At 47.3% G+C, this 24873-nt stretch carries 21 protein-coding genes; 17 read left to right on the top strand and 4 right to left on the bottom strand.

Features of this window, described 5'->3' with window-relative positions; all coding sequences use genetic code 11:
• The first annotated feature begins 35 nt into the window (after positions 1-35).
• The 6 genes from MKY44_RS20975 (at position 36) to MKY44_RS20950 (ending at position 10384) form a co-directional block, all read left to right on the top strand.
• On the top strand, positions 36-923 hold the full coding sequence (locus MKY44_RS20975; RefSeq protein ID WP_036668619.1) for a carbohydrate ABC transporter permease: 888 nt from the start codon (positions 36-38) through the stop codon (positions 921-923).
• Positions 916-1761, top strand: a complete 846-nt coding sequence (locus tag MKY44_RS20970) for a carbohydrate ABC transporter permease (protein WP_017687022.1) — start codon at positions 916-918, stop codon at positions 1759-1761. Before MKY44_RS20975 ends, MKY44_RS20970 begins: the two co-directional genes overlap by 8 nt.
• Positions 1762-1851: 90 nt before the next feature.
• On the top strand, positions 1852-3348 hold the full coding sequence (locus MKY44_RS20965) for a glycoside hydrolase family 30 protein (protein WP_341008428.1): 1497 nt from the start codon (positions 1852-1854) through the stop codon (positions 3346-3348).
• A 304-nt stretch (positions 3349-3652) separates the two neighbouring features.
• On the top strand, positions 3653-6691 hold the full coding sequence (locus tag MKY44_RS20960) for a beta-galactosidase (protein ID WP_341008426.1): 3039 nt from the start codon (positions 3653-3655) through the stop codon (positions 6689-6691).
• Positions 6692-7133: 442 nt separating this feature from the next.
• Positions 7134-8498, top strand: coding sequence for a glycoside hydrolase family 43 protein (locus MKY44_RS20955; protein ID WP_341008424.1), 1365 nt, complete (start codon positions 7134-7136; stop codon positions 8496-8498).
• Between the two features lie 41 nt (positions 8499-8539).
• Positions 8540-10384, top strand: a complete 1845-nt coding sequence (locus MKY44_RS20950; protein ID WP_341008423.1) for an RICIN domain-containing protein — start codon at positions 8540-8542, stop codon at positions 10382-10384.
• Between the two features lie 130 nt (positions 10385-10514).
• On the opposite strand, the gene solA is transcribed toward MKY44_RS20950, so the two are convergent.
• Complete coding sequence (solA, locus tag MKY44_RS20945) at positions 10515-11648, bottom strand: N-methyl-L-tryptophan oxidase (protein ID WP_341009911.1); 1134 nt, start codon at positions 11646-11648, stop codon at positions 10515-10517.
• Positions 11649-11779: 131 nt separating this feature from the next.
• Between solA and MKY44_RS20940 the strand changes: the two genes are divergently transcribed.
• The 6 genes from MKY44_RS20940 to MKY44_RS20915 all read left to right on the top strand — a co-directional run bounded on the left by MKY44_RS20940 (position 11780) and on the right by MKY44_RS20915 (position 16417).
• Positions 11780-12337: a GNAT family N-acetyltransferase gene (locus tag MKY44_RS20940; protein ID WP_076318746.1), complete on the top strand. Its 558-nt coding sequence runs from the start codon at positions 11780-11782 to the stop codon at positions 12335-12337.
• Positions 12338-12447: 110 nt separating this feature from the next.
• Positions 12448-13203: an exodeoxyribonuclease III gene (locus tag MKY44_RS20935; RefSeq protein WP_036617303.1), complete on the top strand. Its 756-nt coding sequence runs from the start codon at positions 12448-12450 to the stop codon at positions 13201-13203.
• Between the two features lie 232 nt (positions 13204-13435).
• Positions 13436-14419, top strand: coding sequence for an alpha/beta hydrolase (locus tag MKY44_RS20930; protein ID WP_341008422.1), 984 nt, complete (start codon positions 13436-13438; stop codon positions 14417-14419).
• A gap of 50 nt (positions 14420-14469) precedes the next feature.
• On the top strand, positions 14470-14616 hold the full coding sequence (locus MKY44_RS20925) for a hypothetical protein (protein ID WP_165980244.1): 147 nt from the start codon (positions 14470-14472) through the stop codon (positions 14614-14616).
• Positions 14617-14648: 32 nt separating this feature from the next.
• Positions 14649-15227, top strand: coding sequence for a hypothetical protein (locus MKY44_RS20920; RefSeq protein ID WP_341008421.1), 579 nt, complete (start codon positions 14649-14651; stop codon positions 15225-15227).
• Positions 15228-15439: 212 nt separating this feature from the next.
• Positions 15440-16417 (top strand): diaminopimelate dehydrogenase, encoded by a 978-nt coding sequence (locus tag MKY44_RS20915; RefSeq protein WP_372238418.1) that lies wholly within the window; start codon positions 15440-15442, stop codon positions 16415-16417.
• Positions 16418-16577: 160 nt separating this feature from the next.
• Here the strand turns inward: MKY44_RS20915 and MKY44_RS20910 are convergent, their stop codons facing one another.
• Positions 16578-17432, bottom strand: a complete 855-nt coding sequence (locus tag MKY44_RS20910) for a pentapeptide repeat-containing protein (protein ID WP_341008420.1) — start codon at positions 17430-17432, stop codon at positions 16578-16580.
• A gap of 156 nt (positions 17433-17588) precedes the next feature.
• Positions 17589-18974 carry an NADP-specific glutamate dehydrogenase gene (gdhA, locus tag MKY44_RS20905; protein WP_341008419.1) on the bottom strand — a complete coding sequence of 462 codons (1386 nt, stop codon included), beginning with the start codon at positions 18972-18974 and terminating at the stop codon, positions 17589-17591.
• A gap of 389 nt (positions 18975-19363) precedes the next feature.
• On the opposite strand from gdhA, the gene MKY44_RS20900 reads away from it, so the two are divergent.
• The 5 genes from MKY44_RS20900 (at position 19364) to MKY44_RS20880 (ending at position 23873) form a co-directional block, all read left to right on the top strand.
• The gene (locus MKY44_RS20900; RefSeq protein ID WP_341008418.1) at positions 19364-19837 is read left to right on the top strand and encodes a GreA/GreB family elongation factor; all 474 of its coding nucleotides are present in this window, start codon (positions 19364-19366) and stop codon (positions 19835-19837) included.
• The gene (locus MKY44_RS20895) at positions 19827-20333 is read left to right on the top strand and encodes a cation:proton antiporter regulatory subunit (protein ID WP_036617317.1); all 507 of its coding nucleotides are present in this window, start codon (positions 19827-19829) and stop codon (positions 20331-20333) included. Before MKY44_RS20900 ends, MKY44_RS20895 begins: the two co-directional genes overlap by 11 nt.
• A 3-nt stretch (positions 20334-20336) precedes the next feature.
• Positions 20337-21542, top strand: coding sequence for a cation:proton antiporter (locus tag MKY44_RS20890; protein WP_076216431.1), 1206 nt, complete (start codon positions 20337-20339; stop codon positions 21540-21542).
• 557 nt (positions 21543-22099) lie between these two features.
• Complete coding sequence (locus MKY44_RS20885; protein ID WP_017687038.1) at positions 22100-22816, top strand: expansin EXLX1 family cellulose-binding protein; 717 nt, start codon at positions 22100-22102, stop codon at positions 22814-22816.
• Positions 22817-22925: 109 nt separating this feature from the next.
• Entirely contained in the window at positions 22926-23873 is a 948-nt protein-coding gene (locus MKY44_RS20880; RefSeq protein WP_341008417.1) for an alpha/beta hydrolase, read from the top strand.
• A 69-nt stretch (positions 23874-23942) separates the two neighbouring features.
• Here MKY44_RS20880 and MKY44_RS20875 read toward each other — a convergent pair whose 3' ends face one another.
• Complete coding sequence (locus MKY44_RS20875) at positions 23943-24821, bottom strand: PhzF family phenazine biosynthesis protein (protein ID WP_341008416.1); 879 nt, start codon at positions 24819-24821, stop codon at positions 23943-23945.
• Between the last annotated feature and the right edge of the window lie 52 nt (positions 24822-24873).

Raw genomic sequence — 24873 nt, 5'->3', positions numbered from 1 at the left:
TTCCATCTGCTCTCTGCGTCATGGGAGGGCTTAACGTGAGAAAAAAGGACGGGAAATGGTTCTACATCTTCATCTCGCCTTGGCTGATCGGATTTCTGGGGCTGACTCTGGGTCCGATCCTGTTTTCCATCTATATGAGCTTCACGAATTGGGATCTGTTCCAGTCCCCTGAATTCATCGGTATCGACAATTACAAAACGTTACTGACCGATGATCCGATCTTCTGGAAATCCGTCGGCAATACATTCTTCTATGCACTGATATCCATTCCGCTGGGCATGTCGATCTCGCTCTGGATTGCATATTACCTCAACAAAAAAATCAAAGGGATCACCTTCTTCCGTATTCTGTTCTATCTGCCGTCGGTTGTTCCGGTGGTTGCGAGTTCATTGCTCTTCATCCACTTGCTTGCGCCGACGGAAGGGCTGATCAACCAGGCACTTGCGATCTTCGGTATTCAGGGTCCTGCCTGGCTTCTTGATCCCAACTGGGTTAAGCCTGCATTGATTCTCATGTCCTTATGGGGTGTGGGTGGTGGCGTGGTATTGCTGCTTGCAGGGATGAAAGGCATTCCACAGGAGCTCTACGAGGCCGCTGCCATTGATGGGGCGAAAAGTACACAATCGTTCTTCCATATTACATTCCCAATGCTGACTCCCGTCATTTTCTTCAATCTCGTAACTGGCATGATCGGAGCGCTCCAGACCTTCGCTCAGGTATTCATTGTTACTGCCGGGGGGCCTGACAATTCAAGTCAGATGGTTGTGCCCTACTTGTTCCAGAATGCGTTCCAATTCTACAAAATGGGATATGCATCGGCGATTGCCTGGGTACTATTCATCATCATCATGGCGTTGACACTCGTTGTATTCCGTTCATCGGCGCTATGGGTGCACTACGAGGAGGGAAAAGCCAATGAGTAATCCATCGACTGTGGAGAAGACGATATCCTACATTTTTCTGATTCTGGTCGGGGTGCTGCTTGCTTCGCCTTTCCTGTACATGATCTCCATTGCACTGGCAAGTGACGCAACAACCGTCAAATCAGCTTTTACCTTCGTTCCAATGGAATTCCAATGGTCGAACTTTTATACGATTTTTACGAATAACAATCTTGGTACGTATCTCAAAAACTCGGTTATCATTACCGTCTTTACGATTGTCGGATCGGTATTGTCAGCTTCGATCGTCTCCTACGGCTTTGCCCGAATCAAGGCAAAAGGCAGCCGTTTCCTGTTTATTGTGTTGCTCAGTACGATGATGATTCCGGGTGAGGTGACGATGGTACCGCAGTTCATCATTTTCCGTCATCTGGACTGGATTAATACATTTTACCCGCTGATCGTACCGAGCTTCTTCGCCGGTGCGTTCAACGTATTCCTGATCCGGCAGTTCGTCATGAGTATTCCAAAATCACTGGATGAAGCCGCCATGATCGATGGTATGGGACACCCGGGAATCTACTGGAAGATCATCATGCCACTGACTTATCCGATACTTGCGGCCATTGCGATCTTCTCATTCTCCTATAACTGGGGCAACTTCATGGGGCCGCTCATCTATATCAATGATCCGGAGAAAATGCCGCTGGCACTTGGGGTGCAGCTGTTGACTACGGTAGGTGGCGGGCAGATGCCGCCATGGAACCTTGTGATGATCGCTTCCCTGTTCCTCACCATTCCGATGGTGTTGGTATATCTGTTCGGACAACGTTATGTCTATGAAGCCAACATTAGCGGCGGAAGCAGCGGAATCAAGTAACCGAAGTGTCTGTAGTGATTGTATGTACTGAACTTGATGTTCAAGGTCAACGGAGTAATCAACGTACATGGAGAAAGGATTGTATAGCCCATGGCGCATAAAGAACAACGCAGCAGAGGCAAACGGAGTTATATCCTCATGGGTGTCGCTCTGATTGCTCTGCTGGCAGGAGGAGGAATTGTTATCAATCATTTTGCCAATGAATCATCCAAAACACTTGAGTTCCAAGGGGAACCGGTACGTCTAAAGATGGACCAATCCTATGATCATTTTGAAGGTTGGGGCACATCACTTGCCTGGTGGGCCAACGATCTTGGAGGATGGAAGGATCAGGCGAAGGTGAGTGAAGTGATGGATCTGGTCTTTGACTCGGAGAAAGGATTAGGTCTTAACATCGTTCGTTACAATATTGGCGGTGAGGAGAATCCGGAGATGAAAGCTCTTCGCCCCGGCGGGGATATACCAGGCTTCCAACCTGAACCTGGAGAGTGGGACTGGGATGCTGATGCAGGTCAGCGTGCTGTATTACAAGGCTCGATGGAGCGCGGCGTGAATATTGCCGAAGCATTCTCCAATTCACCACCTTACTGGATGACGATCAGTGGATCGGTGACCGGAGCCGTGGATGGCAGCAATAATCTGCGTGACGATCAGTATGATGCGTTTGCAGATTATCTAACTGAAGTCGTGAAGCATTATCGGGACGAGTGGGGGATCACCTTCCGCACACTGAATCCGCTCAATGAACCTTCCTCCGATTGGTGGAAGAAGGGCAATATGCAGGAAGGCAGTCATTTTACGAATGAGAAACAGGCCGAGATTATCAAGAAAGTTGCTGCGTCGTTGAAGAGCAAAGGACTGGATGGAACCGTCATTAGTGCAGCGGACGATAACAGCATTGATGAGACGGTGTTTAATTTCAACCTTTATGATCAGGACACGCTGGACGTAATCCAGCAGATCAATACCCACTCCTATAATGGTAGCAAAATGGAAGAGCTGCGCACATTGGCAGAACGCCATGGCAAGAAGCTGTGGATGTCCGAGTACGGAACCGGCGGCAGCGAGCCGCACAGTCATGAGGATATGACCTCGGTGCAAGAATTAGCGGAGCGGATCATGTTTGATCTTAAAATCATGCAGCCATCCGCCTGGGTATACTGGCAGGCCGTTGAAGATGAAGGCGCCAATAACAATTGGGGCTTCATTCACGCCAACTTTAACGGTGAAGAGCAGTATGAGATGACCAAACAGTATTATGGCATGGCCCAGTTTACAAAGTTCATTCGTCCCGGCGCGACGATTATTCCAACCGATGGTGGACGCACACTGGCTGCCTATGACGCGGAACGTCAGAGACTGGTGCTGGTGATTCGTAACGAATTGTCAGCGGGAACAACGGCGTTTGAACTGGAAGGGTATACGTATGGAAAATCAGCCACTGCGCAGGTCTATCAGACTTCACCGGACCGGAACATGGAACAGCTTGAAGACATTTCGGTGTATGCCAACGGACTGGAAGTACCTACGGCCGACAATTCTATCACAACGGTTGTACTGGAAGGCGTGACGTTGCAGGCGAACTGATAGCAGCACTCGGAAGGATTTTGTCATCGTAGTGCCGGTGTGAATATGAACAATATAAATTGAACTAATCATTTACACAGAAACGAAGAGGACAGAAATAACTTGAAGAAGCGGAGCGTGCGCCTTTATCCCCGGATTTTCCCTTTGAGAAAAGGGAATCAAAAAAATCTGGGGATAACAGCGATCGGAAAGTTGTTCTGTAATCGTAGTACCCGTGTAAATGGCTTTTAGTTTAACGGATATGGTTCACCTTAAATTAGTTACAGGACATATGAACCTAAATAAAGAGAAGGAGGGGATTACTTTGACAGAGAAAGCATCCCTTTTGCTGCAGGAACAGGAGAAGAACATCGCGAGGGCTGAGAATGGTGTTCTATCTGAATTAACATACGATGCACGCAGTTTTTTCCTAAACGGAGAGCGTATATTTCTGAACAGTGCCACGATCCATTATTTCCGTATGCCAAAGGAGGAATGGCGTGAGGTTCTGCTGAAGGCGAAGCTGGCAGGTATGAACTGCATCGACACCTACTTTGCATGGAATGTGCATGAACCGGAAGAAGGACAGTGGTCCTTTGAAGGGGACAACGATTGCGGAGAATTTCTGGATTTGTGTGCAGAACTGGGCATGTGGGTCATTGCGCGTCCAGGTCCGTTTATCTGTGCGGAATGGGATTTTGGCGGTTTTCCATACTGGCTTGGTACGAAGGACGGCGTGAAATTCCGGGAAAATAATGAGACGTATCTGCACTATGTGAACCTGTACTTTGACCGGATTGTGCCGATTATTCGGGAGCGCCAGTTATCGGCTGGGGGTACGGTCATTCTTGTGCAGGTGGAGAATGAATACGGGTATCTGATGGATGACGCTGCTGCAAGTGACCATATGAATACGCTGAGAGATGGGTTGTTGCAACGTGGCATTGACGCTACACTGATCACTTGCGTTGGCGGCGCGGAAGGCACGATTGAAGGGGCTAATTTCTGGTCAGGTGCTGACGGGCATTATGAGAAACTTCGAGTCAAACAGCCGGACACCCCGAAGATGGTCACGGAATTCTGGACCGGATGGTTCGAGAATTGGGGAGGGCCTTCGGCTATTCAGAAGACGGCGCCTTTGCTGGAGAAACGTATCATGGAGATTTTGCGTGCCGGGTATACCGGAATCAGTCACTACATGTTCTATGGCGGCACGAACTTTGGTGGATATGGCGGCAGAACGATGGGTAGCAGTGACATTTTCATGATTACGTCCTATGACTATGATGCACCACTGAACGAACATGGACGGGTGACACCGAAATATGCAGTAACCAAGAATTTGTCCTATTTCGTCCATGCTTTCGGGGCCCTTCTGATGGAAACAGAGGAAATTCCAGAAGAACAGATCGTTGTACGTCATCCTGAAGGCATATCTGTACGAGGCAGACAAGCTAACAACCAGAAGATTTGGTTCCTGGAGAGTCACAAGGATGAACGCGAAACGATGCATATTACACTGGAAGAAGGCCGTACTCTTCCCGTATCTCTGAATCCAGGACAGATTGTTCCGTTGCTGGATCGAGTACAGATTGCTGAACACGTATACCTGACTGCGGGTACGATGATTACGGGCAATGAAATGATAAACGGAGAATTGAACCTGTTCATCGTGGCCGCTGCCGGGCAGCGTTCTGTTGTTGAACTGGAAGCAGGGGCACTAAAAGTCACGGACAGTACGATGCAAGTGCTGGTTGAGCATGATTCAGCAAGGAACGTATTCCGCTTCGATCTGTTCCATTTCCAAGAGCTGGGAATGATCCGATTGGAAGCAAATGGCACACCGATCCGTTTCGTTATTCTGGATCAAGAAACGATGAATCGAACATGGCGATTGGAAGCAACAGACCAGAAAGGACTTCGTTATGCGATCGGCTTCGATGACGTAGATGTATTGCCATCTGGTCAGGTCAAGGGCATGATTACTGACCCAGATCGCACAATTACGCTGCTTGGTGACTGGACCGATGGAGAACGGACGTTAACAGGTCACGAGTTCTGTGCCAGCGAGAAGCCTATTGCAGGCAAACAGCAGCAGCTTCCGTGGACATTACCGAGTGCGCCGACATTGTCTGATTCTCCTGAGCTGTCACGTATTACGTTAACTGCGAAGCAACGCTCGGCGAGTGGACAACCGGAAGACTTTTCCCGGTATGGACAAGATTTTGGTTATTTATTGTACGAATGTGATTTCGAGAGTCCAACCGAAGGGGTCACTAACCTCATTTTGCCGGATATCCAGGATACTGCCAGAATCATTGTTAATGGTGTTCAGCAGGCATTAGTGCGTCAGGTAGGGGCAGCAGGTGTGCAGTTGCAGTTGGACCAAGGGAAAAATACACTTCAAATTCTGGTACAACATATGGGCAGATTGAACTTCTCTCCGTATTTGGGTGAGAGCAAAGGTCTGGCTGGTGCTGTGTATCTGGATGGCAAGGTTCAGGATATTCGTCGGGATTGGGTTATGGAGAGTGGACTTGTGCATCTCGATGAGGTGAACTCTCTCCAAGGATCGCCACTTCTGAGCAGAAGTTTTACGCTGGATGGCATGGATCGGGCGATTCTTGTGGGTGCCTTGAGTAAAGGTTTTCGTATCAATGGTATCGAAGTTCCGATGGAAGGATATCAGGATTGGTTTGCCTTCCAGACGTTAGACATATCCTTGTATATCAAGACCGGAGAGACAAATACACTGGAAATGCCGTATAGCCGCTCTTCGCTGAATCGACTGGAACTGATCACATATCCGAGTCAGGGAGAACTGAAGGATTGGCATATGGAAGGGACGGATGCATTGCTTCCGCAACAATGGGAGAGCTACGAGGTAGAACCGGAATCGATCCATCCTGGAGCACAGGGGTCAATCCAGCGTGCAGGACAGCCTGGTATCGCCGCAGGTGGCAATTGTACTGCCAATCTGGTGCCCGACACCACGAATGAATCGGTTAATCGTGCTACATTGAGTGAGAAGTCTCACCCTGTATCCAATCATACTCCAGTCCGAGGATCGTATGGTCAGCCGGTCTGGTACCGCTGGCGTTTCGCGAAGCCTGCGGTTTCGGAGCATCATAAAGTGAACCTGATGCTTCGCCTGACCGGGATGAGCAAAGGAACGATTCACCTGAACGGACATCATCTGGGCCGTTACTGGCAGATTGGTCCGCAAGAGGATTACAAAATTCCAGTAGCATGGCTACAGGAAGAGAATGAATTACTTTTGTTCGATGAAGAAGGCAGAACGCCAGAACGTGTACGATTCCTGTTGGATGCGTTATCCCGTTATCCGTGGGTTGTGGTGGAATAGTTCATGTATGGATCGTTAGCTGTCTTACCGATCCAACTATGGTTGGGAACAATAACTGGATCGAGATAGTTTGAGTCGCACGCAACATTTCACCTTTTACCACAGTCACACTACCTCATTTTCTTAGTCAAATAACCCTAGCTTGTGAATCTTTCGGATTCAGTTTTGCGGAGTGAATTAGGCTAAGGGAATGGGGAAACTGTGGTGATCAGGTTGGTACAATGAACTAAGGTAACACTTGTAATTTAAGTGATTGTAACCGTTTACATAAATAAAAAGTGTTCATCCATGATCTGTGAAGGGAGTGATGCTTCATGTAATTGGAATTTGAACAGGTAGTCGTGAGGTGTTGATCTTCAGAGGCAGTCCCAGGTACGCTTTTTCTTTGGTAATACAGTAAGGTATTCCTCTGTTCATCACTCATGGATAAGGAGATGACCCAATGTTGACGAAGAAGGAAGAAGGAATAGGAGTAGGAGTAGGAGTAGGAGTAGGAGTAGGAAAGTCCAAAGGTTTCAAGGCCGGAATGATTCTGCTGCTTGGAACATTACTTCTATTAACGATGTTATTCCCCAATACAGCCAGAGCAGCGACAAGTGTATATACGATATCCGCTTTTACGAACACAAGTGAGTCCAATATGTACATCTATGAATCGTATAATGCAACCCACTATGGTTTGCTAAAAGGGCCAGCCTATACACCTCCGGCCAATCTGATCCGTGATCCCAGCATCATTAAGCACACAGATGGTCTATATTACGTTGTTTACACCACGAACTGGTCAGGTAACACCATTGGCATCGCCTCCAGTTCGGATAAGGTAAACTGGACATTTGTCCGTAACATTACATTATCCACACCTACCACAATTGCACACACCTGGGCACCAGAATGGTTCAAAGACAGCAACGGCAGTCTGAACATTATCGTGTCCCTCTCACCAGGCAACTATCAGAATTTCAAACCTTATGTCCTCACAGCTTCAGGTAGCAATCTAACATCTACCTCATGGTCTGCACCTACTGAACTGGCAGGCATTGCTCCCAATTATATTGATACGTTTATCGTGAAGACAGGCTCAACCTATCATGCTTTTACCAAAAACGAGACCACCAAATACATTGAATATGCGACATCCACTTCGCTAACGGGTCCTTATACCTTTAAAGGCACAGGGGATTGGGCAGGTTGGGGTTCTTGGGTGGAAGGTCCGGCGCTTGTTCAGCTGGATAATGGTTCATGGCGAATCTACTTTGACGGCTATGCAACACAAAAATATTATTACAGCGACTCTGCTGACAACTTCCAGACTTGGGGTGCCAAACAAGAGATTGCAGGTCTTACCGGACTCGTCCGGCATATGACCGTATTGAAAGAGTCCGGACAACCGGGGGATATCCGCAAGCTGGAGTCATTCAATGTGCCTGGCAGCTTCATTCGTCACTATAACTATCAGGCACGGATTGATGCGAGTGTCAGTCCAGCGGAGGATGCGCAGTTCCGTATCGTTCCCGGGCTGTCAAATGCAACAGGCATTTCGTTTGAGTCTATGAATTATCCGGGTTATTTCCTGCGCAATAATAATGGCAACATCACGCTCGTGAAAAATGACAACAGCGCTACGTTCCGAAATGACGCCACGTTCAAACGTGTAAATGGACTTGCTAACGCTAGTTGGACATCGTATACCTCGTTTAGTAACCCGAACCTGTACCTGAGACATTACAATAATCTGCTGAAACTGGAAGCTGTTGTTACTGCACTCGATAAGTCAGACGCAACTTTCCGAGAGGTTGCACAATAATAGGTGTTCGTGTACTGAAAAATTCATAAGGAGTGAAGCGGATGAAGTGGTTAAAACGAATGAGCTCGCTGCTGCTGGCAGGAAGTCTGCTAACAGGCAGTTTGGGTGTGGGGACAGAGGTATCTGCTGCAGGAGCCTACACGGCTGTTGCCGATCCATCGAAGCAATATCAGACGATGGAAGGATGGGGAACATCTCTCGCGTGGTGGGGCAAGGTGGTTGGAGAATATTCCAATCGGGATGAGTATGTCGAGAAAATGTTCAATGCAAATACCGGACTGGGGCTGAATATCCTGCGGTACAACATTGGAGGCGGGGATAATCCATCGTCCAATATCCTCGAATATCGCAAAGCCGTTCCTGGTTACCAGCCTTCTCCCGGCGTGTATGACTGGAATGCAGATGCAAACCAACGATATATGCTGCAAGCTGCCAAAGCTCAAGGCGTGAATATCATCGAAGCTTTTGCGAATTCCGCACCTTACTGGATGACCATCAGTGGCAATGTGTCCGGTTCGGCCAATGGAGGCAACAACCTCAAGCCCGATTACTACGATGATTTTGCCGATTACTTAACTGAGGTTGTGAAGCATTTTCGGGATAACTGGGGGATCACATTTGATAGTGTAACTCCGCTGAATGAACCGATCTCGACGTGGTGGAAGCAGGGTAATGACCAGGAGGGCATGCACTTTGACCGGGCGGATCAGAACACAATTCTGAGTCAGCTACAAGCTTCGTTGAATGCGAAGGGCCTGTCCACAAAGCTGAGCGCACCGGAAGAATACAGTATCGATGATACCAATGTGTCGTTCAACAGCTACAGCAATGCCGTTAAATCAGCGATCACTCAGATCAACACCCATACGTATGGAGGAAGTAATCGTACTGCTTTGCGCAACACAGCGACGTCTGCGGGCAAACATCTGTGGACCTCGGAATATGGAGACGGAGATGCAAGCGGACTTACGATGTCACGGACCATCCTCAAGGATATTCGCAATATGGGCGCAAGTGGATGGGTGTATTGGCAAGCCGTGGATAGTGCAGAAGGATGGGGATTCTTCAAGAACGTGTTGAACAATACGCAAACGACCAGTTACACCGTGAACCAAAAATATTATGTCATGGGCAATTACAGTAAATTTATTCGTCCTGGATACAAGATTATCGGCATGAGTGATGCCAATACCCTTGCAGCTTATGATGCAGCTTCCGGCAAAGTAGTGCTGGTTACAACCAATTCGGAATCGACGGATACAACGGTAACCTATGATCTCAGTCGTTTTACTAACACAGGCACGTCTGCTCAAGTATATCGGACCTCTTCAACAGAGAAGTTGCAGCAACTGACCAATATTTCAGTGCAAAACAAAACCTTTACCGCTACGGCCAAGGCCAATTCGGTCACAACCTACGTCATTTCCGGTGCAACTTATACTGGCGGTACAGGATATGAATCCGGAGCCATCTACAAATTAATCAACCGCAACAGTGGACTTGCACTCGATGTTAACGGTGCTTCTTCTACGGGTGGGGCAACAATCATTCAGTGGAATGATAATGGAGCAGCTAACCAGCAATGGAAGCTGGAGTCGGCAGGTAACGGATATTACAACATTCGCAATGTAGGCAGTGGGCTTTTGCTGGATGTGAATTCGGGTTCCACACAAGGCGGAGCCGCTCTGATTCAGTGGCAGGATAACGGGGGCAACAATCAGCAATGGCTGCCCATTGATGTGGGAGGATATGTGGTACTTGCGAATCGAAACAGTGGCCTGACAGTTGACATCAATCAGGGTTCTCTGACCGCAGGTGCCTCCACGATTCAGTGGGCCGACAATGGCGGAGCCAATCAGCAATGGAGCCTAGTCAAAGTTAATTAGTGTGAGTACGCATGAATTAAACGTTATTACGTGTCCTTTTTTCTTGGAGGTGCAGTGCTCTAAGCAACACTGCACCCTCAAGGAAAGTAGCTATTTTAGACATACATATATTCATCCACCCAGCTGGTACTTAACGAAAACGGGATAGGGCGAACCTGCTAATATCCTGATCCGTGTGCCCCGTTTGCACCAAGTCGGATAGAATCTGCCCAATGGCACTTGCGAACTTGAAGCCATGACCGGAGAAACCGCCTGCGAGCCAGACACGTTCATGGGCAGGGTGTCGGTCGATAATAAAATCTTCATCCGAAGTGAATTCATACTTGCACACACTACCACGTTTCAATTCTCCAGCTGCCTGAGGCATATGAAGTTCGAGCAACCTGCGCAGATCCCCCTCGTCCGTTTCTTCCGTACCAAAAGGAGCCATTGTATTTCCTGGTGTCCACACCTGGCCTGTATCATGACGCCCCATCTTCAGACCTGATCCGCCAATGCTTGGAAATCCATAATATATACCTTCTTTCCCTGCCATTGTGAATCCGGGAAAATGTTCCTCACCATACAAAGCTTCTGGTGCATCAAACCATCCAACCGTTTTACGCACTGCCTGAATGGGGAGATCCACGAAAGGTTTTAATGTCTGAAACCAGGCACCAGCGCTCAGGATGATTTGATTCGCGTGGTATGTCTCACCACTTGAAGTCTGAACTGCCACGGAATGTGGTCCGTATTCGATATGCTCCACCCGTGTGTGTGTTAACAAGGTGGCACCATGAGCCTCGGCTGCTTTACGAAAGGCACGAATACAGGGTTCACTGTACAAATAACCCGCATCAGGCTCATACATGCCCTCGTAATGTTCAGGTACTGTAATACCTGGCCAGCGTTTCATCACCTCGGCTGCGTGCAACGTTTCATACCGAATGCCTGCATCATCTGCATGGCTCAATCGGTTGTGGAAGGAGTGAATCTCCGGATCGACTACATTCAATACACCGGATGGAACAAAAAGTTGGTCTCCAGTCGTTTCCTCCAGCTCGTGCCATAACTTCTGTGCAAGTAATGCCATGGCAATATAGTCAGGCCCACCACTGTACACATGGCGCATCAGTCTGGTATCCCCATGATGACTTCCTTCCGTATGCGGAGGATCAAAGGCATCAATTAATAAAGTTTTGCATCCACTGCGCGATAGATAATAACCTGCACTCATGCCCATGGAGCCGGCTCCAACGATAATAACGTCATATGATTGTGTGATAATAGCACGTCCTCTCCTATGTATCCTTTTCTACAGTAATGCCTTAATAGAACATATTAATAGTAAAAGCTTGATGAAGGCAAGTGTAGTAAAATGGACTTCTACAATGAATGTTGCAAAGGAGACCTCGTATGAGTGAGCAATTTAGGTTTGATCTATTTCCATTAATTCAGACAGAACGATTCATTCTCCGGTCAGCAGAGGCTGGGGACAGCCATGATCTGCTCGCGTTATATTCCGATGAAGCTGTGGTTCAATATATGCCATTCACTCCTTTTGAATCCGTGGAGGATGCACAGGGTGAGATGAACTGGTATACGAAGATTTTCAAGGAACACACGGGTTTACGCTGGATGATTGAGGACCGTGAAACTCGTAAAGTGATCGGAACCTGTGGGTTCCTGAACTATGAAGATGTACATAACCGTGCAGAGATTGGATACGACTTGCGTTCCTCTTTCTGGGGCCGCGGTGTTATGACTGAAGTGGCCCGTGCTGTGTTACATTTTGGGTTCACAAGCATGCAGCTCAACAAGATCGAAGCAAAGGTTGAACCGGAGAACGAGGCGTCGATTCGCCTGTTACATAAGCTTGATTTTCAACAGGAAGGTGTACTGCGGCAGCATGAGTTTGAGAAAGGCAGATATATTGACCTTGCGGTGTTCTCTAAGTTACGAAGCGAAATATAGGCAAGCTCGCCCCATAAGGATTCCAATGACTCCATCTCATTCCAGAGCCTTAAGGCTTGTCCCTCTGAATGAGCCCATGCTATATTGGAGAGATGTGAGGAGATGAGGATATGAAGCTGGTGTCCTGGAATGTGAATGGCTTAAGGGCATGTGTGACCAAAGGATTCATGGATTATTATCAGGAGAGTCAGGCGGACATTTTCTGCCTTCAGGAGACCAAATTACAAGCCGGACAGATTGAGATGGACCTGGGGGAAGATGTTTATCAATATTGGAATTATGCGATCAAAAAAGGATATTCCGGTACGGCTGTATTTAGCCGAATCAAGCCTTTATCCGTTCGTTACGGGATGGAGGAGGACAGCGAGCCGGAAGGACGGATGATTACACTGGAGTATGATGAGTTTTATCTGGTGAACGTCTATACCCCTAACGCGAAGCGGGATCTGACCCGGCTGCCTTATCGTCTGGAATGGGAGGATCGATTCCGGGGGTACATTCTGCAATTGGAGCAGACTAAACCGGTTATCGTCTGTGGTGACCTGAATGTGGCTCATCAGGAGATTGACCTGAAGAATCCGAAGCCCAATCTGGGCAATTCCGGATTTACCCTTGAAGAGCGTGGCAAGATGACTGATCTGCTTGCTTCCGGGTATGTAGACAGCTTCCGTCATCTGTATCCGGATCGTACGGATGTATACAGCTGGTGGTCTTATATGCCGAAGGTTAGAGAACGGAACGTGGGCTGGCGCATTGATTATTTTCTAGTATCCAATCAATTGGCACCTAAGGTGGCAGATGCGCATATCGACTGCCACGTTATGGGCAGTGATCATTGCCCGGTGGGTCTTACGTTGCAACTATAGGTAAGGATCATCGTGAGATAGATTGAGGTAAGAGTTTTAGAATACTAATATAGATGAACTGCAAGTTTCCTGAATGGGAGATTTGCAGTTTTTTTGCGTCACTGGTAGGGGAAGGAAACTGGACTTTGGTTGGGGAAAGGACTGGACTCGGGATTGTTTCAATCCGGCTATTTCTTGGGTACGATTGAAGCATACATATATAGATGAACCTTTGGGATAAGGGGTAGAGAAGATGAAGAAGGGGTTACGGAGAGGGTTAAAAGTGCTGGGAGGCATCATGCTTGCCACAGGACTTTTGCTGCTGGCAGGTACAGCGTATGAAGCGTATCAATCCACGCAGGATATGAAGTCCTATCCCCCGCCAGGCAAGTATTATGAAGTGAGTGGTCGCAACATGCACCTCTACACCGCTGGCAAAGGAGAGGTAACCGTGGTGTTTGCCTCAGGCTGGGGTACACCTAATCCGTATGTGGATTTCAGTCCGCTATATGACAAGTTGAAATCACAGGTGAAAATTGCGGTATATGATCGGTTTGGGTACGGATACAGCGACTATACGGATGACCCTCGTGATGTTGATACCATCTCGGAAGAGATCCACCAATTGCTGCGAACATCCGGTCAACGTCCACCTTACATCATGGTTGGTCACTCCCTGGGTGCGCTGGAGACACTGCGGTTTGCGCAAAGGTATCCTGATGAGGTGGCTGGCATGGTCATGATCGATGGAGGAAGCCCGGAGTATTACAGTCGTACGGACTTGAATACACCAGAATGGATGATGGATTGGTCCCGTTTTCTGGTGAAAACAGGCCTCGCACGAACATTGCTGCAATCGGATCGCATGATGGCATCTCTGGTCATTGACCCAAATCTGGTAACGGAACCGATGAAAAAAGCCGTCACGATATCCACGCTGAGACATGCGTACAATGACAATGTCATGGAGGAGGTTCGGAATTCCAGAACAAATGCAGCGTGTGTGCTTGAGAACAAAACGAAGTTTGGCTTTCCCCTGACGATCCTGACAGCCGGTTCGGAGGAGTCGGATGAGGACAGTCATGCATGGCAGGCCGACCAAGTGAATTTTGCTTCATGGTCAAGACACGGAACACAGCTGACGGTTCCACAAGCGACACACAGTATCCACAACAGTCGACCGGATATTGTCGCTGCCGAGATCATGAAATTAGTGACACCGTCCAGTGACCTATGAGTAACATGATCCCACAAACACATGATGAACAGGATGAGGAGGAGGGATGGATGAAAAAGTTTAGAGTGATCACCCGCTTCTTGTCCATTCTCGTAGCCAGTTGTCTATTGTCTTTAAGTGTATTATCTGTATCTGTGATATGGGTTAAGAATAACGTTCATGCCGTGCCTGTAATCCAGTCGTTTGAACGTGATTAGCACATAAAACGAAGAGGAAGGAGTGGTAATGGATGGTGAAGAGAAGGAAATATGTATTAGCCTGTGCGGCACTGGCGATGATGGTGGCCTTGAGTGCTTGCAGCAGCGCGGCAGATGAACCGAGTGATACTGAGAAGGTGGATACTGAAGTTTCCTCTGGAACTGGTGAACAAGCGACTGATGAAGGTGCAAGCGAAGCAACAACAAGTGCAGTGACCGAAACGGAGGGTACGACTGCACCAACCGACTCGGACTCGGATAATAGTGAGGAAGCCGCTGCTGGAACCAATGAGTTGCCAGAGAACTTGCCAAGTGATTTCCCATTACCGGAAGATGCAACGATTCGTTTAGCCAATTCTGGTGAGAATGAAGGCAAGCAATCAGCCATGGTGATTTTCTCCACTGAACAAGATATGAAAACCGTATCTGAGCTGTATAAAGATTATTTCAACGCCAAAAAGTTGACGGATGCGGGTCAGACGATCGATGACAAAAATATTATCATTCAGGGAACCGATCCGGAGACGCAGGATGTCTGGTCCTTGATTGGAGGAACATTGGCGGGACAGGAAGGCGTCATTGAACTGACGTTGACCTGGACAGAATCATAAGCAGAAGATAAGGGCTATTTTTCTTTCCTGCTTTCTTTCTTCCTAAAATAACGAATGAACGCCATAATACCTTGCATACGGAGCCGCATTATTGCTGCACCGCTGCAAGGTATTTTTATTTCGAACTGGAAACCTGACAGGTTACATGGTATGTTATATCATTATAAACAGAGTAATAGACAACTATAGAAGAAGACAGGAGAGGATTGAACATGATTAGAGTGGGTATTGTTGGTTACGGTAACTTGGGTAAAGGTGTAGAGAAAGCCATTTCCCAGAACGAGGATCTGGAACTGATTGCTGTGTTTACACGTCGTAATCCGGAGCAGATGGTCGCTGAAAGCACAGAAGTACGTTTTGAGCATATCTCTGCAGCGGAGCAATACATAGGCAAGATTGATGTTATGATCCTCTGTGGTGGTTCTGCAACCGACCTTCCAGAGCAGACACCAGCCATCGCCAAGTTGTTCAATACGGTAGATAGCTTCGATACACATGCGAAGATTCCTGAATTCTACAAAGAAGTTAATGCTGCGGCAGAGCAAGGCGGTCACGTAAGTGTCATTTCCACAGGTTGGGACCCAGGCTTGTTCTCCATGAACCGTCTGCTTGCACAGTCCATCCTGCCAGAAGGAAAAGAGTACACGTTCTGGGGCAAAGGTGTGAGCCAAGGCCACTCGGATGCTATTCGTCGTGTTCCAGGCGTTAAGGCGGGTGTACAGTATACTGTACCTGTTGAAGAGGTAATCAACCGTATTCGTGCAGGGGAGACACCAGAGCTGTCTACACGCGAGAAACATCTGCGTCAATGTTATGTGGTAGCAGAAGATGGTGCTAATCAGGATGAGATCCGTGAAACGATTGTGTCGATGCCTAACTACTTTGCAGATTACGATACAACTGTAACGTTCATTAGCGAAGAAGAATTGAAATCCGAGCATGAAGGTATGCCTCATGGTGGATTTGTAATTCGCAGTGGGGTTACAGGTGCCGGGCAAAAGCAAATTATTGAATTTGGTCTGAAACTCGACAGCAATCCTGAATTTACAGCAAGCGTACTTGTGGCGTATGCAAGAGCCGCACAACGCTTGAGCGTGGAAGGACATAAGGGCGCGAAGACGGTATTTGATATTCCGCTCGGTCACTTGTCTCCGAAATCGGCTGAAGATCTTCGCCGCGACTTGTTATAATTCTGATTCGTTCCAGTGATTACTATAACAAACAGCTCGTCCTTGGATGTATAGGACGAGCTGTTTTTTTGCTGTTGCTGTATACGATTCATACATTCATATGAATTGGCAGGTGCTATCTTGCTTGTATCCCTGCTCGTGCTCTTGTGGAAATGGCACCCTACACCCAGTGTGAGGGAATGTTAAGATGATCCGGCAACTTGGTATTCACATTACCTTTGGCCGCATTAATCTGGGATTGCGTGAGGAAGATGCCACCTCTCAGGTCTGCATCGCCCAGATCCGTATCCCGCAAGTCCGCGCCAATCCAATCGGCATTTCGTATATCTGCATGTCGGAGATCGGCTGCGATCATTAAAGCCCCTCGGAAGCTTGCGCCCCGCAGGTCAGCCCCTTTTAAATTGGCACCAAAAAAGTCACTTCCGGTACGTTTTTTACTCTTCTTCGACTTTCCTTGTCCATGAGCGGTGGGTGGAACATTCGCGCGTACCATCTCACTTGCCTGAACCAAGAGTTGATTCACAGTGGAGCGATAATCGGCGATGTCCAGACGGAGGAGGGCCGCAGGCTCCAGGTTGCTCAAGCGCTCAATCTCCTCATATAACTCACCGAATGCTGAGTGAAGGGATGACGTTTCCGGTCTCATCATCATTTCCTTCATATAACTGAGCAACTCGTGAAGTTGTCGCAAGGCAGGCAGACAATCGAACATCTCCTTTGCAGACTCTGGATGATCACGCCAATCTTTGCCCGCGTAGGTCACTTGGGACAGCTTCTGTCCAGCTCCGAAACAGTCGTATACCGTGCAGCCTTTGAACCCTTTCTGCCGAAGCTGGGTATGGATACCGCAGCGATTGTCCGTGCGCAGATTGGAACAGGGTGTGCCGCTGGCTTTATCAAAAGCAAAGTCAGATGACTTGCCATAGGGCAAGGCAACACAGCACAGGCCAAAACATTGCTCACAGTCTGCGCTAAGATGAGGATTCGCAGTGCTGGCAAATGGTCGGTTAGACAATGTAAACACTTCCTTATAATAGTACAAATAGATGGAATTACGTCAGTACCACTTTACCATTGCCTTGCGATTAGAGCAATTGAAGACAAGGAAAAAAGGGCAGTTACCCAAATTAGATGGGAACGCCCTTTGATCGTGGAGAATCACGTATTTAAATCAGACTACACCTTGAGCGATCATGGAATCGGCTACCTTAAGGAAACCGGCGATATTCGCTCCGGCTAAGAGGTTACCTTCACAGCCATACTCTTCAGCGGCTTCTACACAGCTGTTGTAGATGTTCTTCATGATGTCATGCAGCTTGGCGTCTACTTCTTCAAATGACCAGGACAACCGCATGCTGTTCTGTGACATTTCAAGAGCAGACACGGCTACACCGCCAGCATTCGCCGCTTTGGCTGGACCAAACAGCACGCCTGCGCCATGGAAGACGTCAATGGCAGCCAGGGTGGAAGGCATATTTGCGCCTTCGCCAATGGCCTTCACGCCACCTTTGACCAGAAGGGCCGCAGCTTCTTCATCGATCTCATTTTGCGTCGCACATGGAAGAGCAATATCACAAGGGATAGACCAAATGCCTTCACAGCCTTCGGTATATGTAGCATGCGGGTGTTCTTTGATGTATTCGCTAATGCGAAGACGATCAACCTCTTTCAGACGTTTCACGGTATCCAGGTTGATGCCTTGTGGATCGTGTATATAGCCACCTGAGTCACTACACGCCACGACTGTAGCTCCAAGCTCCTGTGCCTTCTGAATGGCATAGATGGACACATTACCAGAGCCAGAGACAACGACTGTGCTGTCTTGGAAGCTGAGCCCCTTGGATTGCAGCATCTCCTTCACGAAGTACACACAGCCGAAGCCAGTCGCTTCCTTACGTGCCAAGCTTCCTCCGTACAGCAGTCCTTTACCTGTCAAAACGCCTGCCTCATGCCCGCCATGGATACGTTTGTATTGGCCGAACATGTAACCGATTTCCCGTGCGCCTACACCAATGTCACCTGCCGGTACATCCGTATCGGAACCGATATATTTGTACAGCTCAGTCATGAAGCTTTGCGTGAAACGCATAACTTCCAGATCCGATTTTCCTTTGGGATCGAAGTCAGAACCGCCTTTACCACCGCCAATGGGCAGACCGGTCAACGCATTTTTGAAAATCTGTTCGAAGCCAAGGAACTTGATGATGCCCGAGTATACAGAAGGGTGGAAGCGAAGTCCGCCTTTGTAAGGGCCAATGGCACTGTTGAATTGCACCCGGAATCCACGGTTAACCTGAACTTTGCCCTGATCATCTACCCATGGGACACGGAATGTGATTACACGTTCCGGCTCAACAAGCTGTTCCAGCAGACTATGGTTCCTGTATTTGGGATGTGCTTCAATCACAGGAATAAGGGAATCCAGAATTTCTTTGACAGCTTGATGGAACTCGTCTTCATGCGGATTTCTGGCGACAACCGACTCATAAACGGAATGAACATATTCTGCGGCAGTAACTTGAACGGACTCTGTAGTTTCTTTTGTTATCGTGGACACTTTTTCAATGCACTCCTTTATTGTGTTAAAGTCTTCAGATGCTTATTTGCATAAATTGAATAAAAGTTTGTAGTTAAATATACAGGAAAGCAAATAAAAATACGAGATGAAAATTCATAAAATGTTTTTTATGCAGTAATTAAAATGTTCTATGGATCTATCATATGATGTGAAGAATTAAGTTATTAAATGGAAGATATGACCACAAATGATAATAAAAAAGCAAGTTAGACGAATATACTGGATTAAAATATTAGTTTTGGTAAGATGGTAAGAAGGTCTCGTATCCCGGGGTCTTTTTATAATAAAGAAGGAGGAAAACAAGATGATGAAGAGAAACATGCCAATCAACATGGAGAACAAGGCTTGTATAGGGGGTGAAATCTATTATGAACCATAGGACTTCCCGCCATAATTGCAGAGAGAAGCTGGTGAGCCAGCTATTTACATTCGGTGAAGAGAAAAGAACATTTCTCGACGCCTATTTCGACGTGCGCGATCCAGAGCGGATACAATTGGAAAAACAATTGTCGGCATATAAGGAGTTTGTGGAGAAACTGCTCCTAGGCCCGGATGAAGATCTGGACTCGGCGGTATTGATCGGTAGTCATATTGATTTTGAATATATCGATTTTCATACGTCTGATTCGTTCATGATTGTCATGCCAGAAGATACGGATCCGGATGAGGGCCGTATTTCCTTCCTCTCTCCCGTAGGCAGTCAATTACTGCTTGGTAGTGTAGGGGAAATTAGGTCTGTTCATACACCATCAGGTTCCATGAGAATACGCATTACGGGGATTGAGCTGAGGAGCGAAACCTTGAATGAGCCGGCCCTAGGGGGTGCAGATCATGCACTTTAAAGAGACGGACTTACCAGGGATTGGACGTAAATACTGGCTGCATACCCGTAGTGGTGAGCACTTGGTCATTGTGATTCATAACGACGAGCGACGTGACTTGTTCCATATGGAGTCAGGGGATACGCCTGAAGAGGTGGGTGATATGGTATCTCTTGTCACCCTGGACGATGATGAAGCCCGGGCGGTAGCCGCCATCGTTGGTGGTATGACCTATAAACCGAAGTTTCAGGATGAGCGTGAAGTGATGCTTGAAGGGCTGTTAATTGAATGGCTGCGAATTGAGCCTCACGCCGCAAGCGTAGGCATGACGATTGGTGAACTGGATATCCGTCAGGCCACGGGCGCCGTAATTCTCGCTGTTGTGACCAAGGATAAGGAGAAGCATTTTAATCCAGGCCCGGATTATGCTTTTACCGCTGGAGCTACAATTGTAGTTGCCGGTGAACGGAATCAGATCAAACATCTCAAACAATTGTTGACTGATGGACGGACTTAGCCTATGGATATGCTCATATTCGAAGTGGGAATTGCCGTTGCGCTGATTACACTTACTGGGCTGATATCTTCACGATTACGATTTTCGGTCATTCCTTTCTATATCCTGATTGGTATGGCTGTTGGACCACATGCACCACAGATCGGCATAGTGGATTTACGTTTTATCGAAAGTTCGACCTTTATTGAATTTATGGGCAGGCTTGGCATTTTGTTTTTGCTATTTTATCTGGGTCTGGAGTTTTCGGTCTCTCGTTTATTAAAGTCTGGTAAAGCCATTCTGACCGGGGGCATGTTCTATGTTGGTCTGAATTTTGTCTCTGGATTGCTGTTGGGGTGGTTCATGGATCTGCCCCTTCAGGAGACACTTGTTGTCTGCGGGATCATGACTAGCTCTTCTACAGCGATTGTAGCCAAAGTGCTCGTTGATCTGAAACGCACGGCAAACCCTGAAACAGAGATTATTATGGGCATGATCATGTTTGATGACTTGTTCATCGCGATTCACATCTCTATCCTGACTGGGCTTGTGCTCAGCGGGGCAACTTCATTCTTAAGTGTTCTGTTAGTATCGCTGTCTGCCCTGCTGTTTATTGTGCTGTTCCTGATTATTGGCAGGAAAAGCATCAAATATATTGATAAGGCACTGAATATCAAGTCATCAGAGTTGTTTCTGCTTACCGTCATGACACTGCTCTTCCTGGTGGCTGGTTTCTCAGAGACACTGCATGTAGCAGAAGCCATTGGAGCATTGATGATGGGGCTTGTGTTGGGCGAATCAAGACATGTGAGTCGGATTGAACATCAGATCATGCCTTTCAAAGATTTTTTTGGTGCAATTTTCTTCTTCAGTTTTGGCCTGACCATCGAGCCGGCTTCACTTGGCGGAGCTGTTGGGATGACGATTATTGCCGTTATTCTGACGATTGCTAGTAACTATGGTGCAGGTATGATCGCTGGCAGACTGGCTGGAATGAGCCCTAAAGCATCATTGAATGTGGGCTTTACCCTGGTCTCGCGGGGCGAATTCTCGATTATCATGGCGAACATCGGCAAGGCCGGAGGGCTGATGGCATCCATCCAATCGTTTGCCGTGTTGTATGTGTTAATTCTGGCTGTGCTGGGGCCTATCCTGACAAAAGAATCTCCGCGGATTTACGCATCGTATGAGCGACTAAGGAAGCGGATGAAACGAAGGGAAACGGGTTGAGTCAAACGCTGGCTGTCCTTGGACAGACCGGGTATTCTGATCGGAGTGTTTAATAGGCGTCACACCATTTGGAGAGCGAATTACTCCGGGGTGTGGCGTTTTTTTATTACTGGGAATCGTCCCAATGTCGGCTTGTAATTATGCTCATTCCACCAAATTATGGTATGTATCCATATCTTGTGCGTGGTCGTGAATGTGGAAGTCCAGAGGCAGGACTATAGATGTGATTTGATAGAGAGGGATTGAAAATAAAAAGTTATTATGTAAAATAATGTTATATTCAAATCTAGCAGTTGAAAGGATTATTTACACGAGAACGTAGAGGACAGAAGAAGCCTGAAGAAGCGGAGCTAAAAGCTTTCTGGAAGAAAGCTACTTCGTAAGCATGTACTTCGCCTTTATCAACAGATTTTCACCTTTGTAAAATTGAATCAAAAAATCTGGGGATAACAGTGATCGGAAGGTTATTCTGTCATCGGAGTGGCAAGTGTAAATATTCTTTAGTTCAACTTATGTTTCAATGTAACAGAAGGTAGAATGACGAGGAGGAATAGCTCATGAACAAGAAAAGTAGATTTCAACGGTTAAAATGGGCCGGTACAGGGATGTTGCTCAGTCTCGTATTATTTGCTCTGCCTGCATCTGCTGCATGGAACGATACATATCAGGGTTACGCGACGTATACAGGCTCAGGTTACTCGGGAGGTGCAGTGTTGCTTGATCCCATCCCGGCGGACATGAAGATTACTGCACTTAATCCGTTCCAACTCAATTATAACGGTGTCAAAGCCGCTTTAGCGGGAGCCTATCTCGAGGTGCAGGGTCCTAAAGGCAAAACAACCGTCTATGTAACAGACCTCTATCCAGAGGGCGCCAGCGGAGCGCTGGATCTCTCACCGAATGCCTTTAACCTGATCGGTGACCCAAAGGCAGGCAAAATCAATATCAGCTGGAAAGTGGTCAAAGCTCCAATTCAAGGCAACGTCTCCTATCGGATCAAGGAAGGCAGCAGTCAGTGGTGGGCAGCCATTCAGGTTCGTAATCACAAATATCCGGTGCTGAAGTTCGAAGTGAAACAGAAGGATGGCACGTGGCTCAATCTTGAAAAGCAAGACTATAATCATTTCCTCGGAACTGGACTGGGCAAAGAAAAACTAAACGTTCGTATTACCGATATTCGCGGTCAGGTATTAAATGACACGATCCCGGCTCTGCCTAATGATGGGTCAGGTGGTGCATATATTGTACCGGGCAATGTACAGTTTCCCGATTGACAGATATACGAAGGTGTTATAAAAAGAAGTATGGTCATAGACGTATTCTTAACGAAAAGTCGTACACTGTACGGCTTTTTTTGTATACGAAAAGAGGAGAATGTACCGTATGAAAAAAAGTTTGCCTTCATATCAGACAACACATCCCTATTGGAAACAGTATCAGGCCGTTTTCCCGGAAGAAGTGAGGTTAGGGGAGCATACAGCTCCTGAGGAAGAATGGTGGGAGTCAAATGGGGTTCATCTGCATATCGATCGCTTGCCTGCGCCGGAGTCTTCAATCAAAATTCTGTTCATTCATGGTGCGGGGGGCAATGGCAGGTTGCTCGCTCCGTATGCCCGCATGTTGCAGCGACATGGATACGAGGTGGTATCGCCAGATCTTCCGCCGTATGGGTTAAGTTACGCAATGTCTGGTACACGTATTAACTACGAACTTTGGATAGAGCTACTTGTTTCACTCATCGAACGGGAATACAAGAATGACGGCAAGCCAATCGTTGTATTGGGAAGTAGCATCGGAGGTATGCTTGCCTATCACACCAGTGCACGCAGCAAGCGTGTTAAGGGTTTGATCGCAACTACATTTGTAGACACGAGTAATCCGAAAATGCGTGACCAACTTGCGCCGAATCGTCTGGTGAGTCGGGCGGGAAAACGTATGATGGATCTGTTCCCAGGTCTGCTGGATCATGTACGTATTTCGGTCAAACAGGTATCCCGAATGCAACTGATTACTAATAACAAGGACTTAACCCGGCTTATTATGAATGATCCACAAGCGGCAGCTACACGTATTCCGTTGGAATTATTAAGAACATTCCTTAATAAAAAACCGGAGGTAAGCCCGGAACAGTTCAATCAGTGTCCGGTCCTGTTGGTTCACCCTGAACTGGACCCCATGACACCGATCAGGTTCAGCCAATCTTTTTTTGATCGTCTGATGGTGGACAAGGAATGTGTGATCTTGGAAGGGGCAGGCCATTTTCCTATAGAGCAGCCAGGACTGAACCAGTTGGAGGTAGCGGTACTACGATTTTTACAACAAATTCAATGATGACCACAGGCTACTACACTGCTTCGCATAAGATAGTTTACATATCCTAAGTACGGAATACACCTCCCATTAAGGGAGGTGTATTTGAATGTTTTTGATATGAACTGCGCTACCGCCAACCTGGATCTGTGTGATTTCATTAGAGCTGTCCAAAGATAATCTGGCTCGGATCTCAGAGGGGCGGTTCATGGTATACCCTTGTCTGATCGTGTAAGTGTGAAGATGAGGATCTGTAAGCTGGTTGTACTGGGATAAATAACAGAGCATTGCACCATTGGATGTGCCCGTCGCGCTCTCTTCCGGTATATCATAAAGCGGTGCAAAATTACGGCATTCTGCCAGGACGTCCTCAGCATCTGATTCGAGTGTAAACACATGATAACCTACGGCATGATGAGCCTTGCATATTTCAGTGATACGCTGGAAGTCAGGGTCGATTTTGGTCAGAACATCAGCATCTCTAACAGCTATCATGATATCGGGTAACCCGGTAGACACAATCTGTACAGGTAGTTCGGAATGTAAATCCTCCATAGAAATGCGTAATGAGTCAGCAATCTGCTGACGGTCCACGATCTCCCCAAACTCCGGCAACGTCTGTGACAGATAGACTTCTCCATTGACTTCGATAACGACTTTAAGAATTCCGGCCAGTGTCTCCAGTGTATATGTACCAACATCAACGAGATGTTGTGTCTTCATTAGATAAAATAAAGCAATTGTGGCATGTCCACATAGATCAACTTCATCACTTGGGGTGAAATAACGCACTTTGAAATCAGCCTGATCCGACGGCATGACAAACGCAGTCTCTGAAAAACCGACTTGTCTGGCAATCTCCTGCATCTGGGTTTCAGACAAATGCGCTGCTTGTAAAACAACACCTGCGGGGTTTCCGCCATGAGCCTTGTCCGAAAATGCATGTAATGTACTTACTTCTACTTCCATCGTGTTACCTCGCTTGTTCAGTTATTGGGTTAAGATTTAACGTAATCGATAA

Source organism: Paenibacillus sp. FSL R7-0026 (genome assembly GCF_038004485.1).
GTDB classification, from domain to species: Bacteria; Bacillota; Bacilli; order Paenibacillales; family Paenibacillaceae; genus Paenibacillus; species Paenibacillus xylanexedens_A.
This window is presented reverse-complemented; position numbering and strand designations above follow the sequence as displayed.